The following is a 16,247-nucleotide window of genomic DNA, read 5'->3' on the forward strand; positions in this document are numbered from 1 at the left end:
CTTTCTACTTTGGCCACTTATCTACCAACATAAGAAATCCCGGAATCCAAGCCGTCACAATTCCTTCAAAAATTGCAAGGTACGGAACAAAGTTCCCAAGATTTTTCTTCAAATTGATTTCTATAAAGGCTGTAAGCCATAAAATACCCCATAGCCACCATATAATTCCGTACAAAAAGTTTCCGCCGTAGCCAAAAAAGCAAAGCAGACCTGCTGGAATAGAATTTATAGCAACAAAAAGGCTAAACCACCCATATAGACGCTGATCCAAATCCCATATGGTATTGATGGCTGTGTACAGATATGTAAATGCAAACAAAAGTCCTGTAGCACTTGCATAAAACCAGCTTGCATCCGCACCTGTCACCGCACCGTAACCTATGGCGATTAAATTCAAGATAAGTCCAAGTCCTCCTGTAAATATATTCATTACCACATTTGACTTGTCATTTATCTTTTCAAGTCGATAAAATCCGTTACTCATAAGAACCATACCGACATACAGTAAAATAACTCCTAACATTGTTCCCACCTTTTTAAAAGAATTTACACCAAGGAGCTCCATAAAGAAATATTTCTCTCAGATAAATAAAAAAGGCAAATAAACCCTGCGCCTTTGCAGTGCCCACTTGCCTTATCTCTCTGATGCACTCATATTAACACAAGTACAATAAAAATAAAAGCAAATATAATTTTATAAAATCTTCATATAAAATATTTTACAATCAAATAATATGCAGTAATTTTATTTCTTTATTTTAATTATAAGCACTTTTTTGACAATAAAAAATTTTTTATAAAAATATAAATATCTATATTCATACTAATTCTCTTTAAAAATAAGTTATTTTATACTTTAAATTGAATTTTAACAAAAAAGGCAAGGCCTTAAGCCTTGCCCATAAGACTTACACAAGTGTAAGTTCTTCATCTTTATGTACTATTTCATCCGGAACCGCCCAACCAAGTGCTTTTCTCTTCTCTATAATATCTGCAACTATTTTTTCACCAAGCGCATCCGGATTAGGGTTTACCACCATGACGGATCCCAATAAGTCTTTTGTGCCTTCCTTTAAAAACTCTATAACATTCTTTGAACCATGTATCTGTGCCTCAACACAGTGATATGAATTGATTCCCATAAGTCTGAACCCAAGTGCCGCATCTATTCCCTTCTCATTACTCCACTCAGGAGATGAAAATGCAAAAGGCATCTCATACAGCGGCTTACCCGCCTCACCTGCAACACCTGCAAAGATTCCGCTTGACTTTGTATTGTCAATACACTCACCGACATGCCATACTGGAGGCAGATCTCCAAGGAATTCATTTAAGCTCTCACCTGCATGCTCCTGTCCTGAAATATTACAATATCCCATCTTCATAAGCGGGAATGAAGCACAGCCGTTTGTAAGAATCAGGATATTATTTCTAAGGAGTGCATTGGCCACATCAATAACACATTTTTCATATACCACCTTAGGATTGTTACATCCGACTATATTTACAATTCCGAGTATCTTGCCTTCTTTTATAGCCTCATATAAAGGCTTCATAGAACCGTAGTGCTTATATACATATTCAGGAGAGAAACCTACCTCGGCATCCACCTCATATGGCGGTATATATACAGGGATACCCTGTCTGTCTTTAAAACTTTCAATACCGCGAAGCACTATTCTTTCTGCAAGTGCTCTTGTCTCTCCTATATTTGAGTGATGATGGTCATATTCAAATCTTTCAGCTCCCGGCAGTCTGGCAGACTCACTTGTTGTAACAACAGTTGTTCTGAAGCATTTTGCTACTTCCATAATAGACGGGAATACATCCTGAACATCCGCGATCCAAAGATCAAGTGCTCCGGTTCCAAGTACAAGCTCGGCAGATACCGCATTTGAAAGCGGAATAACTCCTGCATAGCGATACATAGATGAAAGTCCCGAGCAGCATATACCGTAGAATCTGATTCCCTTTGCTCCCGCTTCCTTTGCCAGATTTATAAACTTTTCTTCCTGTCCCACTCTTACAATCTCACTTACAAGTGTCGGCAGATGACCGTGAACTGCAATATTTACATAACCCTTTTTTAAAGCACCGATATTTACCTTTGATGTAACTCTGTCTCCCACTCCGAAAAGTCCGTCTGTAGCTATTGATGTACTTACCACACCTGAATATGTGAATGCAAGTCCGCAGCGCAAAAACTGCTGCATAATACTCTTCCAGTCACCGTCGGTACCCACACCTGTTTTATGGTAGGATTCAAATACCTCATGGTATGCACTTATAGGAAGAATATCCAGTTCCTTCCACACCTTTTTTCTCTCTTCGGATCCAAGTGCTTCTATTATCTTATAATCTCCCGGAATCGTACGGCTCATATCATCCAAAAGCACATCTGCAAGTTCCGATGCAATCTTTTTTATACTTCTTCTCTCGGTCTTTATTCTGAAAGCCTTTGCGGTATCCTTTATCTTTTGCTGTCCCAAAATAGGTAAATTAAGTTTTCCTTCAGCTGCCCACTTCAAAGATAAAATAACTTCACGACCGTGCATACCGTGTTGAGCTACACCGGCAGCGGCTGAACGCAGCAAGTTTCTTGCCACTATAAGGTCGGCATCCGCACCGCAGACTCCCTTCGGGCTCTTTGAAGTTATCTTACATGGACCCATATTACAGATCTTGCAGCAGATTCCCGCCATACCGAAACCGCACTGCGGCTGCTGCTTGTCAAACCTGTCAAATGTGGTATCAAATCCAAGCTGATTTTGACGTAAGATCATCTCTCTTACTGCAGAATCCGGAGTGTTTTCCAAAACTTCATCCTTTGAAGGGAAAGTCTTTCTGTACTCCGCCACCGCATTCATATAATCTCTTATAAATGCCTTTTCATCTCCGTCATCTTCATGGTCCGACTTTAAAGTAATTGTCGGTATACCGTTTTCGTCAAATCCTATAAGATTTCTATGGCTGTGAATATGGTCTACGCCATGGCTATGGTCATGGTTGTGTTCATGTTTATGTCCGCGATTGAATTCTTTCTTTTCCATGAGCATTCCTTCCTACTGTATAACTGTCATTATGTATAACCTATTTACCTATAAAATTAGTATGTTTATAAGGTGCTTTGATTATATCGAAAGTTTATTCATATGTCAATATTTTTTTCTTAAAATAAAAAATCGCTATAACCTTTTAGGGTTATAGCGAAACTGTTTATAGTATATCAGTTTTCCTTAGCAAGCTCAGCCTTAATCTTTTCTGTAAGTGCAGGAACGATCTTATTCAAATCTCCTACGATACCGTAGTCTGCAACGCTGAAAATAGGTGCATTCTCATCCTTATTGATAGCGATGATAATGTCACTCTCTTCCATACCTGCAAGATGCTGTATAGCACCCGAGATACCTACTGCAAAGTATAGATGCGGACGTACTGTCTTACCTGTCTGTCCTACCTGAAGATCCTTAGGCATCCATCCTGCATCCACTACCGCTCTTGAACAGCTTACAGTACCGTGAAGCGCATCTGCAAGGTCCTTAAGAATCTTGAAGTTCTCAGCTGAACCGACACCTCTACCGCCTGATACCAAGATCTTTGCAGCCATGATATCTTCTGTAGTCTTTGTGTTCTTTACGATTTCCAAGATCTCAACATACTTGTTGTTCTCTTCAAGCTTTGCATCAAAGTCAACAATCTCAGCCTTTGCTCCTGCAACTCTTTCCTTCTTTTGCATAACACCCGGACGAACTGTAGCCATCTGAGGTCTGTTCTCAGGACAGGCAATAGTTGCTATGGTATTTCCGCCGAATGCAGGTCTTGTCATAAGAAGCTGATTATGCTTTTGTTCTCTTCCTGCAATCGCTACAAGCGGATAGTCACCTATATCAAGCTGTGTACAGTCTGCTGTAAGACCTGTTCCGACTCTTGCGGATACTCTAGGTCCCAAATCTCTACCTATAGCTGTAGCACCGATAATGAATATCTCAGGTTTAAACTCATTTATAACTGCTGCAAGTGCCTGTGTATACGGCTCTGTACGATACTCTTTAAGTTTAGGATCGTCAACTACAATCACTCTGTCGGCACCGTACTCGGCAAGCTCCTGTGCCAATCCTTTTATATCAGATCCTAGAAGAACCGCCGTTACCTCTGTATTAAGGTCGGCAGCCAAATCCTTACCTTTTCCTATAAGCTCAAGGGAAATACCGCTTAATTTGCCGTCTACCTGCTGGGCAAATGTAAACACTCCCCTGTATTCTTCTGTATTTTGTCTCATAAACGACTCCTTTTTAGATGATATGTGTTTCTTTTAATTTGCCTAAGATATAGTCAACAGACTCTGATGCACTTAAGTTTACCTGCTCTCCGGCACCCTTTCTTACCTTATCGGATGCTTTTGCGATCTGTGTAGGTGAACCCTTAAGACCTATATTTGAGTCGTCCACACCTACAAGGTCCGCTCTTGAGAATACTGTTACTTCCTTGTCATAAGCATCAAAGATACCGCCCGGAGTCATATATCTAGGCTCATTCAGCTCTGAGAGTGCTGTGATAAGTACAGGCATCTTTGCTTTCAAAACATGATATCTGTCATCAAACTGACGCTCTACCACTACACTGTCACCTTCAACCTCAATCTTTTGTGCATAGCTGATAACAGGTATGCCGAGGTGCTCTGAAATCTGCGGTCCGACCTGTGCGGTATCACCGTCGATAGCCTGACGACCTGTAATAATAATATCATATTCAAGCTTTCTGAGTGCACCGGCTATAGTCTGTGATGTAGCCCAAGTATCTGCACCGCCAAGTACTCTGTCTGTGATAAGGATTGCATTATCGGCTCCCATTGCAAGAGCTTCTCTAAGTACCTCATCAGCCTTTGGAAGTCCCATAGTAACCACTGTAACTTCCGCACCGTATTTATCCTTTATTCTGAGAGCCGCCTCAAGACCCGCTTTATCATCAGGGTTCATGATTGTAAGCATAGCTCCTCTGTTAAGTGTGCCGTCAGGGTTGAAAACAACACCGCCCTTTGTATCCGGCACTTGTTTAATACAAACAACTATCTTCATGACATCCTCCATTCGTAATAGCAACTTTATTTAAGCAATGAACCGGCGATTACCATTCTCTGTACTTCACTTGTACCTTCGTAAACTTCTGTAATCTTCGCATCACGCATCATTCTTTCAATCTCGTATTCTCTTGTATAACCATATCCGCCGTGTAGCTGAACAGCCTTGGTAGTTACTTCCATAGCTACCTCCGCAGCAAAAAGCTTGGCCATTGCGGCTTCTTCAGAATATGTCTTCTGTGTCGCCTTAGCCATTGCAGCTCTGTATACAAGCATCTGTGCCGCTTTTACTTTGGTTGCCATATTTGCAAGCTCAAACTGTGTATTCTGGAATGCACCGATAGTTCTTCCGAACTGCTTTCTCTCTTTTACATAGTTTATAGTTCTCTCAAGTGCGCCCTCAGCAATACCAAGTGCCTGTGCGGCGATACCTATACGACCGCCGTCAAGAGTATGCATTGCAATACCGAATCCCTTACCTTCAGGTCCAAGCATATTTTCCTTCGGAATTCTGCAATCGTTAAAAATAAGCTCATATGTAGATGAACCTCTGATACCCATCTTCTTTTCCTTTGTACCGAATGAAAATCCCGGTGTTCCCTTTTCTACAAGGAATGCTGAGAAGATTTTTTTCTTTCTGCCCTTAGCATCCACCTTTACATCTGTACATGCAATGATTACATAGATATCCGCTTCCTTACCGTTGGTAATGAAAATCTTTGAACCGTTGAGTACATACTCATCACCGTCAAGAACGGCTGTTGTAACAACGCCCTGTGCATCAGTACCTGCGTTAGGCTCTGTAAGACCGAATGCTCCAAGCTTCTCTCCCTTTGCAAGAGGAATAAGATACTTCTCTTTCTGAGCCGGTGTACCGTATGTGGCAATAGGATCACAGCAAAGAGATGTATGTGCTGAAATAATAACGGCTGTAGTAGCGCAATCTTTTGCAATCTCTTCAACACACATAACATATGCCAACGGATCGGCTCCCTGACCGCCGTACTCCTTTGCAACAGGAATACCAAGGAAACCGTACTTAGCCATCTTAGTTACAGTCTCTCTTGGAAATACTTCTGTTTCATCTACCTCTATTGCAAGAGGTTTTACTTCCTTTTCGGCAAACTCCCTAAAGAGGGTTCTTGCCATCTCATGTTTCTTGTCTAAAGTAAAATCCATGAATAATACCCTACTTGAATAAATCCAAGTGCAAACATAAAAGTGAAAGTCTTTGTTTGCATTATCCTTTCTTAGTTTTCTTTCACCTTATATATAGTAAATACAAACCCGCCTTTTGTATTTATACCAATATTTATGCCCCCTTCTTAACTATGTAAAAAGGGGGTATTTATTTTACTTATATGAGAAGATTCCTTCTCCGGTCTTCTTACCGAGCTTACCTGCAGCTACAAGCTCTTTTAACTTAGGAGCAGGTATGTACTTGTCGTCACCTGTCTCATTGTGAATAACTTCCATAATAGCAAGGCAAATATCAAGTCCGATAAGGTCTGCCAAATGAAGAGGTCCCATAGGATGTGCACATCCTAAAACCATAGCCGTATCAACACCCTCGGCATCTGCCGTTCCTGCATCCCATACATTGATCGCTTCATTGATCATAGGGATAAGGATACGGTTTACTACAAATCCCGGAGCTTCCTTAACCTGTACAGGTGTCTTGCCGATCTCAACTGCAATCTCTTCTATCTTCTTAACAAGTTCTGCAGGTGTGTTCTTTCCGCCGATTACCTCAACAAGTTTCATTCTGTCAGCAGGATTGAAGAAATGCATTCCTACTACAGGTCTGTCAAGTCCTTCGCTGATTCTTGTAATAGAAAGTGATGAAGTATTTGAAGCAAAGATACAATCCTTAGGAACAATCCTCTCAAGTTCCTTAAAGATCTCTTTCTTAATTTCCATCTTCTCAAGTGCAACTTCAACAACAAGGTCACAGTCTGTACAAATATTGCTGAGTCCGACTTTTATCTTTGAAAGAATCTTATCTCCCGCTTCTTTTGTGATTTTTTCTTTACCTACAAGGAAATTGATATTCTTTTGAATCTTTGCAAATCCTGCCTGTGCAAACTCTTCTTTGATATCACAAAGTCTAACCTCATAACCTTCAGTCATAGCAAAAGCCTGAGCAATTCCTGAACCCATTGTACCTGCACCAATAACACCAACTATCATCTTTTTACTTCCTTTCTCAAAAACCTTTAAATAATTTAATTATAAAAAACTATATTTAATACTAAGTCAAAATCTTATGAATTAGTAAAATTCTTTTCTTTTCTCTTTTCCATAAATGCACCCATGCCTTCCTTCTGGTCATGAGTTTCAAAACAGCTGCCGAACAGCTTTTCTTCTATAACAATGGCTTTATCAATATCTACCTGAAGTCCGTCATTTATAGCTTTCTTTGCGGCTCTTACAGCTATAGGAGCGTTTGCAGCTATTGTAGTCGCCATTTTCTTAGCCTGAACCATAAGCTCTTCACTTGTATAAACAGCGTTTACAAGTCCGAGTCTTAGAGCATCGTCGGCTTTTATATTTCTTGCTGTAAATATAAGTTGCTTAGCCATACCTATTCCGATTATTCTGGCAAGTCTTTGAGTACCTCCAAATCCCGGTGTAATGCCGAGTCCCACCTCAGGCTGACCGAATACCGCGTTCTCAGAACATATTCTTATATCACAGCTCATAGCAAGCTCACATCCGCCGCCCAGTGCAAATCCGTTCACTGCAGCTATTACAGGTACCGGGAAAGTCTCAATCTTTCTGAATACATCATTTCCCTTCTTACCGAATGCTTCACCTTCAGCTACACTCAGTTTGCTCATCTCACCGATATCCGCACCGGCTACAAAGGACTTATCGCCTGAACCTGTCAATACAACGGCTCTTATAACATTTGTATCAATTCCGTCAAAACATGCCTCAAGATCTGATAACACCTCGGAATTCAAAGCATTAAGTGCCTTAGGTCTGTCAATAGTAACAATACCGACCGCACCTTCCGCGTCAAATCTTACAAAACCCATAAAACACCTCCTTGTAAATATTGCATGTCAGTAATCATATTTGACATGATAAAACTCTCTGATAAAAATATAACATATATGTATCTGACATTCAATCAGTTTTTTTGACTAAGTATTATATATATTTTGCATAAGCAATTTCTTGTATACAAAATACATCATTGATTAAAAGTATGAATTTTTCAATCTTTAATTGAGCAAAATTATTTTGCTGTCTTTTTTATTACTTAGATATGGAATAAAACCGACCTGTCTATAGTATTTTATACATACTCGCACTTTTAGGTATTATACCACATTGTTTAAAAAATATATATATAATAATATACAATATTTTTTATAGCTATTTTCAATAATAAGGGGGTAGATAAATCCTTACAGTTATGGTATGCTATGGATGAGACGTATATCTAACAATACAGGGCGATAATCACTCTTTGGTATTGTTCATTTTTATAGAATGACGAGGTAATAAACATGAAAGAGGTAGTTATAGTTAGTGCTGCAAGAACAGCTATGGGTAGTTTCGGAGGTTCATTGGCAGGTGTAAGTGCGGTAGATCTTGGTATCACAGCGGCAAAGGGAGCTATTGAGCGTGCCGGTATTGACGCTTCTCTTATTGATGAAGCAATAGTCGGAAACGTACTTGGTGCAGGTCTCGGTCAGAACATTGCTCGCCAGGTAATACTTGGTGCAGGTCTTCCGAATACCACTCCGGCTTTTTCAGTAAACAAGGTTTGCGGTTCAGGCCTTAGAACTATTGAGCTTGCAGCTCAGATTATCAAAGCGGGCGATGCGGATATCGTATTGGCAGGCGGTACGGAGAGTATGTCAAACGCACCTTATATCTTAAGAGGCGCAAGATTCGGCGTGAAGATGGGCAATCAGACACTTGTAGACGAGATGATTACAGACGGTCTTTGGGATGCCTTCAACAACTATCATATGGGAGTAACAGCTGAGAATATCGCTGAGCAAAAGGGTATTACAAGAGAAGATCAGGATGTTTTCTCTGTTGAGAGCCAGAGAAGAGCTCAGGTAGCTATTGAGACCGGAAGATTCAAAGATGAGATAGTTCCTGTAGTTATCCCACAGAGAAAGGGAGATCCTAAGGTATTTGATACAGATGAGTTCCCAAGATTCAATACTACTATAGAGAACCTTGCAAAGCTTAAGCCTGCATTCAAGAAAGACGGTACTGTAACTGCAGGTAACGCATCCGGTATCAACGACGGTGCTGCAATGTTCATTATCGCTTCCAAGGAGAAGGCTCTTGAGCTTAAGCTTCCTATCATGGCTACTATTAAGGGCTATGCTTCAGGCGGTGTAGATCCTAGCGTAATGGGACTCGGTGTAATTCCTGCATCCAGAAAGGCTATGGAAAAGGCAGGTGTTACCGTAGACGACCTTGAACTTATCGAAGCTAACGAGGCTTTTGCGGCACAGGCTATTGCAGTATGTAACGAACTCGGCTTTAAGAGAGAAATCACCAATGTAAACGGCGGTGCTATAGCACTTGGACATCCTATCGGCGCATCAGGCGCAAGAATACTTACAACTCTACTCTATGAGATGCAAAAAAGAGATTCTAAATGCGGCCTTGCCACACTATGTATCGGTGGCGGTATGGGCACAGCAATTGTTGTAGAAAGGGAATAAAAATGAAGATAGTTTCAATCAAAGACGCTATTGCAAACATCCATGACGGAGCAACCATCATGGTAGGCGGTTTTTTGGCCTGCGGTACACCTGAACCGATCATTGACGCATTGGTTGAGAAGGGAGTAAAAGATTTAACACTTATATGTAATGATACCGCCACTCCTACAACCGGTATCGGTAAACTGGTTGCCAACAATCAGGTAAAAAAAGTTATTGCAACACATATAGGTACAAATCCTATAACAGGACAAAAGATGAATGACGGTACTATGGAGGTTGAGCTTTCTCCTCAGGGTACACTTGCAGAGAGAATTCGTTCAGGCGGTGCAGGACTTGGCGGCGTGCTTACACCTACAGGTGTCGGTACGGAAGTTGCCAAGGGCAAGCAGGTTCTCAATATTGACGGCAAGGACTACCTCCTTGAGAAGCCTCTCAGAGCCGACTTCGCTCTTATAGGTGCCACTATAGCCGATGAAAAGGGCAACTTATACTTCACAGCTACATCAAAGAACTTCAACACGGTTATGGCTACAGCTGCCGATGTTGTTATCGCAGGTGCAGACCTTATAGTTCCTGTAGGCGATATTCAGCCTGAGAATGTTGCAGTTCCGGCTATATTTGTAGATTATCTTGTAGGAGGTGAATCATAATGTCAAAAGAGAAAATTGCCAGACGAGTTGCTCGTGATTTACGTGATGGTGATGTGGTGAACTTAGGTATCGGACTTCCTACTATGGTAGCGGACTATGTTCCTGAAGGAATAGAGATTACACTTCAGTCCGAGAACGGTATTCTCGGTATGGGACCTCTTGCAGGTGAAGGACTTGCCAATAAATATCTTATCAATTCAGGCGGACAAAACGTAACCGTTTTACGTGGTGCTTCATACTTTGACAGTGCATTTTCATTTGCAATTATCCGTGGAGGACACGTAGATATGACAGTACTCGGCGCATTGCAGGTAGATGAAAAAGGAAACCTTGCAAGCCATATAGTTCCGGGCAAAATGGTTCCGGGTATGGGCGGCGCTATGGACCTTGTTACAGGTTCAAAAAAGGTTGTCATTGCTATGACACATACTGCAAAAGACGGTTCTCCGAAGATTTTGAAGTCTATCAATCTTCCGGCTACAGCTATACACGCGGTTGATGAGATTGTTACGGAGTTGGCTGTAATAGAAGTTACAGATGACGGTCTTGTACTTAAAGAAGTTGCTGAGGGCGTAAGCGTAGATGAAGTTATTGCAAAGACCGAAGCACCTTTGAAAGTTGCAGATGATTTAAAAACATTCTAATTTAAAGGCATTCTTATAAAAGCCTTTTACTTAAGAGACTTATATAATGTTTTACACATTAGGGATATGCTTATAGTCATATCCCTTTTTGAGATTGGACTGCTTTTTATGAATTTTCGAGGCATTTTCATTTAATTTTTTATGAATATATAGTGGTTTTTTGGATTGTATTTTGATATAATGTTAATAATTAAACAATTCGTAAAAGGAGGCAGATAAATGTTTAAGAAATTTACAAACGCATGTGTAAATGTTGTTCAGAAGTATTTGCCGGATGCATTCATCTTCTGTATCATCCTTACTATTGTAGTTTTCCTGGCTGCATTACCTGTTACACGTATGATGCCTTGGGATGTAGCCGATGCTTGGGGTAAGGGTATCTGGAGTCTTTTGAAATTCTCTATGCAGATGGCTCTTGTACTGGTACTTGGTACCGCACTTGCTACCGCTCCACCGGTAAAAAGAGCGATAAATGCGGCGGCGGGAGTTCCGAAAAGTCCTACATCCGCAATCGTATTTATTACAGTGGTATCTATGATTGCCTGTTGGCTTAACTGGGGATTCGGACTTGTAGTAGGCGCAATACTTGCAAAGGAAATTGCAAAGAAGGTAAAGGGTGTTGACTACAGACTGCTTATCGCATCGGCATATTCAGGCTTTGTAATCTGGCACGCAGGTTTTTCAGGTTCAATACCGCTACAGCTTGCCTCATATACCGATGAGATAAACAAGCAGACCGCAGGCGCCGTAACCGAGTCTATCCCTACATCACAGACTATATTTTCAGCATGGAATCTTATCATTGTAGTGGCTATCATTATAGTAATAGCCTTTGTCAATGCGAAGATGCATCCGCTGCCTGAGGATACCGTAACTGTGGATCCTAAGCTGCTTGTAGAAGAAAAGGTTGAGCTGACCAAGGCCACCACACCGGCTGAGCATCTTGAGAACAGCCCTTTCCTTTCAATAATAACAGCTTTAATTGCTATTATTTACATTATACACTCTGTAGTTGTCAATAAGGGGCTGAACTTATCACTTGATGTTGTAAACCTTATCTTCCTTACACTTGGAATTATATTCCACGGAACTCCTATAAGCTATGTAAGAGCTATTACAGACGCTTCAAAGAGTGCAGGCGGTATCATCTTACAGTTCCCGTTCTACGCAGGTATCATGGGTATTATGACCGCTGCAGGCCCTAACGGACAGTCACTTGCAGGTGCTATAAGTGATTTCTTTGTAAATATATCAAATCAGACCACCTTCCCGCTGTTTACATTCCTCTCTGCAGGTATTGTAAACTTCTTCGTTCCTTCAGGCGGCGGACAGTGGGCTGTACAGGCTCCTATAGTAATGCCTGCGGGCAATTCAATCGGAGTTTCTCCGGCAGTATCCGCTATGGCTATTGCATGGGGTGACGCTTGGACAAATATGCTTCAACCTTTCTGGGCTTTGCCGGCTCTGGGTATTGCAGGACTTGGCGCCAGAGATATTATGGGTTACTGTGCTATAGTACTTATAGTGACCGGAGTAATCATAGGCTGCGGATTCTTATTCCTTGTGCCTTTCTTAGCATAAAACTTATTTTTGCATAAAATAAAAAACCGATTCTTATGAGTTATCTTAAAAAGAATCGGTTTATTTTTATCTCAATATAATAAATACAGTATAGGCTATAACCATGTCAAGTCCTTCTTTTTTGGATATCTCACCGTCATTTTTGGTCAATATATAGACCATCAAGGTTGCACATAATAAAAAGAATGTATCATATATATACCATAATTTTTTCCTTTTCATTTTGATTTTGAACACAAACATCATATATGTATATATTATAACTGTCAACAAAATCACAATATTTAAATTACAGACCGTACTCATATTTATCCGAATATCATAATTATGCTTTATCATTCCTTTAAAAGTATTTAAGAAAAATATCAACACAAACAGCCTATTATCTGTTATACTAATACAAGTTTCGAATACTCTGTTTGTCATCTAAATTCTATATATCTTCATAGATCTTACAAGACTCAGGGCATTCAATTTATCTAAGGAAGGTAGAAATGAAAAGAAGAAGTAGAAGAAAAAGACATAATTTTGTTGTGCCGATTATAGTATTGATTTTTTGCTGTATTTTTACAGCGATGGTTGCCTACGGTTGGAATGCAAGAAAGAAAAATGTTAAAGTAGCGGACGCATCAAAGGACACTACAGAGACAACCGTAGAAGTAAATAACAGTGAGACCTCAAGTGAAGGTGAGATTTCAGCGGTATCTGAGAGCGAGACTTCTCAGAGTGCCGAAGAGACTACAGCCGCACCTGAGAGCAACCCGGGTCCGGATGAAAAGGTAGTTTACTTCACATTTGACGACGGTCCTTGGACAGGTACTCCAAGACTTTTAGATATATTGGACCAGTACAATATCAAGGCTTGTTTCTTTGTTACAGCACAGTATATGGATACTGAACCTCTGATAAATATGCTTAAGCAGATCAAAGACAGAGGTCACAATGTAGCCGTTCACAGTTTGACACATAACTACAAAAAGATATATGCTTCTGTAGATGCTTTTATGGCTGACTATGACGCTATGGACGATCTTATTTTTAAAGCTACAGGTGAGCACAGTAAGATGCTTCGTTTCCCGGGCGGAAGTAATGCAAGCTACAACAAAGCTATCAGACCTCAGCTTTTACAGGCTATCAGAGACAGAGGAATAGTATACTTTGACTGGAACTCATTTGACGGCGACGTAGAGGGCAAGAAAGGTCAGGAACTTATTGACCAGACTATCAAGCAGGTAAATGAGAATACTCATTCCATTTTGCTTATGCACGATATGCCGAGTACCGCATTCGTACATGATGCTCTCCCTACCATTATAGAGAGACTTAAGGCTGACGGATATAAGTTTGAGCTTCTTAACGAAAATACACCGCCAAGACAGTTTGCAAAATAAATAAAAGACTCTCGCAGGAAACTGCGGGAGTTTTTTTATACAAAAATTTTTACAATATAAAAAAGAGAAAACCGAATTGATTTTCTCTCTAATATCCCTTTTGCAAACGTATTAATCATATCTTCTTAACGAAGTGTAGACAATAATCCTATATTGTCTTGTTACCTGCTTGTAACTGTCTAACCTATTCACATATTAACTTATTTGCTATCTCTTGGTCTTAAATTATTTATTCTGACTTGCCTGTCTCTCGGCTCTTCTTGCCAAAATCGCATCAATCTTTTGCTGAGCGTCTTTTGCATCACCCTCTACGACATAAAGCTCAGGGTATCTTACTCCATGTGCTCTGGCCTCACTGTCATTGTTCATGAAGATGTCGATGGTCTTTCCCTTAATATTGCCACCTGTATCTTCCACTACATAGATAGTATCACTGTTTCCGATACGAACTCTGGTTCCTCTCGGAAGCACTGACCAGTCTGCAGCTATAGTTCTTCCTACAGTAGGTCTTGTACCTGCAGTAGTAATATTGGAAGGATCTGTATCAAGTGAGTAAGCATATGCTTTGAACTTACCTACAGATCTGCCTCTTGCAGATGCTCTTAAGGCAGCTATCTCCTCATCCTCCTTCGCTACAAGCTCAGCCTCCTGCTGTTGTTTATAAGAGTCAAGTGTTGTTTCGTACTGATCCGCATTAAGACCGAATGCAGGACCTGTAACATAATCCACTTCCGCCTGTGTAGCCGCATATGCACTTCCCGCCATCATAGCTGAAAAAACAGATGCAACTAAAATTATCTTCTTAAAGTTGTTTTTCATTTACTTCCTTTCTTGCAAAGAACGAATCTTTTGTTCGTCGGGATACCTTTATTATATTACATAAATGTTAAATGTCAATAAGAAAATGTTGCAATCTTTTTGCAAAGCGGTAATTGGAGCTTTTTGGTCTAATTTTTTAGGCTATTATATATAGAAAAAGCCATATTATAATATAATTTTTATATATTATAATATGGCTTAAATTTTACCAAAGAAAAAACTTTGTTAAATATTTTCTAAGTAACTTTTGTAAAAACTTCTTTAAATGACTTTACTTGTCGTTTGCAGCAAGCTTAAACAGTTCTGAAACTTTACTGATAGGAACCAATAATCCGCCTCCGGATGCCGCAACTGTATCACCGTACACATAAGAAGGCACTGCAGGAATACCTAATGTATCCCAAACCTCGATATTTGAATCTTCCACCTTCTTTGCGTTCTTATTTGCAGCCAAAAGTTCCAAAACATCTTCTCTCTTTGCACCCGCCTGCTCGGCAAGGTCCGCTAAAAGCTCCTTATCATCAATTTTTTGCTGTTTTTCAAAATGTGCCTCAAACACCAAATTGTTGTATTTTTTCATATTGAAACCGTTCTCCGCAATATAAAAACCTACCTGTGCAGCCAAATCCGAATGAACTCTTGCAGGTTCCGGTCTTGGATGTGCCTCACATGGAGACCACTCCACCTCCACACTCTTATAATCCGGTAAAATATCTTGAAGCTCTCCTATTCCTTTGTAACAAAAAGGGCATGTGTAATCATAAAATACTTTAATCTTCTTTGACATAAATTTCCTTTCCAATGCAAAATATGAATTAAATTATAAGATAATCTTATACATTGTGATATTCATTATGCATTAACAAATATATTGTACTATCCATTATAACATATTTATATTATTAACGCTATATTATGCCAATTTTATTTGATTTTAAATAATCTTTCAATTTTTAGTCCCTATTTTACAATTTCAGTATGTGGATTTTCTCTTTAATACCAAATATCCTGCATCCGATACAGCCTTTGAAAGCTTATCAATATCAGGCTTATCCTTTAAAAGGACTGTCGCCGTATTGTCTTCCAGACTTACAGTTGCCCATGTACCGTCAAGCTCGTTTAGTGCATTCTCAACATTTCTTACACAGTTACCGCAGCTCATACCGTCTATTGCAAGCTTGGCCTCATATGGATAATGTGACTTGTCTCTGTCCTTAACCTTTATCGACTTTGTAGTTTCTTCATGTTCAGGGCAACAATCTCCACCCTTTTTCAGCTTTTTGATATAGTTTGCAATTCCGAAAACCACCAATGCCGCAATGACAACTATTATAACTATATTTATTACATTGTTCATAAAAAACCTCCTAGTTAGAATTTGC

Annotated in this window: 15 protein-coding genes; 5 read left to right on the forward strand and 10 right to left on the reverse strand. The window is 40.0% G+C overall.

All coding sequences use genetic code 11. The annotated features are described in order from the left end of the window. Nucleotides 1-4: 4 nt before the first annotated feature. From ACO6FI_RS09440 to ACO6FI_RS09470, 7 genes are all read right to left on the reverse strand, one after another. Complete coding sequence (locus ACO6FI_RS09440; RefSeq protein ID WP_314609344.1) at nucleotides 5-523, reverse strand: AmiS/UreI family transporter; 519 nt, start codon at nucleotides 521-523, stop codon at nucleotides 5-7. Between the two features lie 385 nt (nucleotides 524-908). Next, nucleotides 909-3,056: an anaerobic carbon-monoxide dehydrogenase catalytic subunit gene (cooS, locus tag ACO6FI_RS09445; RefSeq protein WP_485457118.1), complete on the reverse strand. Its 2,148-nt coding sequence runs from the start codon at nucleotides 3,054-3,056 to the stop codon at nucleotides 909-911. Nucleotides 3,057-3,226: 170 nt separating this feature from the next. Continuing rightward, the gene (locus ACO6FI_RS09450; RefSeq protein WP_485457119.1) at nucleotides 3,227-4,279 is read right to left on the reverse strand and encodes an electron transfer flavoprotein subunit alpha/FixB family protein; all 1,053 of its coding nucleotides are present in this window, start codon (nucleotides 4,277-4,279) and stop codon (nucleotides 3,227-3,229) included. Nucleotides 4,280-4,292: 13 nt separating this feature from the next. After that, complete coding sequence (locus tag ACO6FI_RS09455; protein ID WP_040457906.1) at nucleotides 4,293-5,075, reverse strand: electron transfer flavoprotein subunit beta/FixA family protein; 783 nt, start codon at nucleotides 5,073-5,075, stop codon at nucleotides 4,293-4,295. Nucleotides 5,076-5,101: 26 nt separating this feature from the next. Further along, nucleotides 5,102-6,256 carry an acyl-CoA dehydrogenase gene (locus ACO6FI_RS09460; RefSeq protein ID WP_009445128.1) on the reverse strand — a complete coding sequence of 385 codons (1,155 nt, stop codon included), beginning with the start codon at nucleotides 6,254-6,256 and terminating at the stop codon, nucleotides 5,102-5,104. A 174-nt stretch (nucleotides 6,257-6,430) separates the two neighbouring features. Beyond that, nucleotides 6,431-7,267, reverse strand: a complete 837-nt coding sequence (locus tag ACO6FI_RS09465; protein ID WP_485457120.1) for a 3-hydroxyacyl-CoA dehydrogenase family protein — start codon at nucleotides 7,265-7,267, stop codon at nucleotides 6,431-6,433. 74 nt (nucleotides 7,268-7,341) lie between these two features. Next, nucleotides 7,342-8,118 carry an enoyl-CoA hydratase-related protein gene (locus ACO6FI_RS09470; protein ID WP_485457121.1) on the reverse strand — a complete coding sequence of 259 codons (777 nt, stop codon included), beginning with the start codon at nucleotides 8,116-8,118 and terminating at the stop codon, nucleotides 7,342-7,344. 477 nt (nucleotides 8,119-8,595) lie between these two features. Between ACO6FI_RS09470 and ACO6FI_RS09475 the strand changes: the two genes are divergently transcribed. The 5 genes from ACO6FI_RS09475 to ACO6FI_RS09495 all read left to right on the forward strand — a co-directional run bounded on the left by ACO6FI_RS09475 (nucleotide 8,596) and on the right by ACO6FI_RS09495 (nucleotide 14,046). Then, a complete protein-coding gene (locus tag ACO6FI_RS09475; RefSeq protein ID WP_124950649.1) occupies nucleotides 8,596-9,777 on the forward strand; it encodes an acetyl-CoA C-acetyltransferase in 1,182 nt (393 codons plus the stop codon). A 2-nt stretch (nucleotides 9,778-9,779) separates the two neighbouring features. After that, complete coding sequence (locus ACO6FI_RS09480) at nucleotides 9,780-10,430, forward strand: CoA transferase subunit A (RefSeq protein ID WP_485457122.1); 651 nt, start codon at nucleotides 9,780-9,782, stop codon at nucleotides 10,428-10,430. After that, entirely contained in the window at nucleotides 10,430-11,074 is a 645-nt protein-coding gene (locus ACO6FI_RS09485) for a 3-oxoacid CoA-transferase subunit B (protein ID WP_009444990.1), read from the forward strand. Before ACO6FI_RS09480 ends, ACO6FI_RS09485 begins: the two co-directional genes overlap by 1 nt. A gap of 219 nt (nucleotides 11,075-11,293) precedes the next feature. Beyond that, nucleotides 11,294-12,655 (forward strand): short-chain fatty acid transporter, encoded by a 1,362-nt coding sequence (locus tag ACO6FI_RS09490; protein ID WP_485457123.1) that lies wholly within the window; start codon nucleotides 11,294-11,296, stop codon nucleotides 12,653-12,655. Nucleotides 12,656-13,149: 494 nt separating this feature from the next. Beyond that, on the forward strand, nucleotides 13,150-14,046 hold the full coding sequence (locus ACO6FI_RS09495; protein ID WP_040457880.1) for a polysaccharide deacetylase family protein: 897 nt from the start codon (nucleotides 13,150-13,152) through the stop codon (nucleotides 14,044-14,046). 225 nt (nucleotides 14,047-14,271) lie between these two features. Here ACO6FI_RS09495 and ACO6FI_RS09500 read toward each other — a convergent pair whose 3' ends face one another. The 3 genes from ACO6FI_RS09500 to ACO6FI_RS09510 form a co-directional block, all read right to left on the reverse strand. Further along, entirely contained in the window at nucleotides 14,272-14,865 is a 594-nt protein-coding gene (locus ACO6FI_RS09500; protein WP_009444986.1) for a 3D domain-containing protein, read from the reverse strand. 271 nt (nucleotides 14,866-15,136) lie between these two features. After that, the gene (locus ACO6FI_RS09505; RefSeq protein ID WP_485457124.1) at nucleotides 15,137-15,652 is read right to left on the reverse strand and encodes a DsbA family oxidoreductase; all 516 of its coding nucleotides are present in this window, start codon (nucleotides 15,650-15,652) and stop codon (nucleotides 15,137-15,139) included. Between the two features lie 186 nt (nucleotides 15,653-15,838). Further along, on the reverse strand, nucleotides 15,839-16,222 hold the full coding sequence (locus tag ACO6FI_RS09510) for a heavy-metal-associated domain-containing protein (protein WP_314445231.1): 384 nt from the start codon (nucleotides 16,220-16,222) through the stop codon (nucleotides 15,839-15,841). Between the last annotated feature and the right edge of the window lie 25 nt (nucleotides 16,223-16,247).

It is taken from the genome of Lachnoanaerobaculum sp., assembly GCF_057250505.1.

Coding starts and splice junctions, on each gene's coding strand:
- ACO6FI_RS09440 (WP_314609344.1), bottom strand. CDS start 523: ATGTTAGGAGTTATTTTACTGTATGTCGGTATGGTTCTTATGAGTAAC.
- cooS (WP_485457118.1), bottom strand. CDS start 3,056: ATGCTCATGGAAAAGAAAGAATTCAATCGCGGACATAAACATGAACAC.
- ACO6FI_RS09450 (WP_485457119.1), bottom strand. CDS start 4,279: ATGAGACAAAATACAGAAGAATACAGGGGAGTGTTTACATTTGCCCAG.
- ACO6FI_RS09455 (WP_040457906.1), bottom strand. CDS start 5,075: ATGAAGATAGTTGTTTGTATTAAACAAGTGCCGGATACAAAGGGCGGT.
- ACO6FI_RS09460 (WP_009445128.1), bottom strand. CDS start 6,256: ATGGATTTTACTTTAGACAAGAAACATGAGATGGCAAGAACCCTCTTT.
- ACO6FI_RS09465 (WP_485457120.1), bottom strand. CDS start 7,267: ATGATAGTTGGTGTTATTGGTGCAGGTACAATGGGTTCAGGAATTGCT.
- ACO6FI_RS09470 (WP_485457121.1), bottom strand. CDS start 8,118: ATGGGTTTTGTAAGATTTGACGCGGAAGGTGCGGTCGGTATTGTTACT.
- ACO6FI_RS09475 (WP_124950649.1), top strand. CDS start 8,596: ATGAAAGAGGTAGTTATAGTTAGTGCTGCAAGAACAGCTATGGGTAGT.
- ACO6FI_RS09480 (WP_485457122.1), top strand. CDS start 9,780: ATGAAGATAGTTTCAATCAAAGACGCTATTGCAAACATCCATGACGGA.
- ACO6FI_RS09485 (WP_009444990.1), top strand. CDS start 10,430: ATGTCAAAAGAGAAAATTGCCAGACGAGTTGCTCGTGATTTACGTGAT.
- ACO6FI_RS09490 (WP_485457123.1), top strand. CDS start 11,294: ATGTTTAAGAAATTTACAAACGCATGTGTAAATGTTGTTCAGAAGTAT.
- ACO6FI_RS09495 (WP_040457880.1), top strand. CDS start 13,150: ATGAAAAGAAGAAGTAGAAGAAAAAGACATAATTTTGTTGTGCCGATT.
- ACO6FI_RS09500 (WP_009444986.1), bottom strand. CDS start 14,865: ATGAAAAACAACTTTAAGAAGATAATTTTAGTTGCATCTGTTTTTTCA.
- ACO6FI_RS09505 (WP_485457124.1), bottom strand. CDS start 15,652: ATGTCAAAGAAGATTAAAGTATTTTATGATTACACATGCCCTTTTTGT.
- ACO6FI_RS09510 (WP_314445231.1), bottom strand. CDS start 16,222: ATGAACAATGTAATAAATATAGTTATAATAGTTGTCATTGCGGCATTG.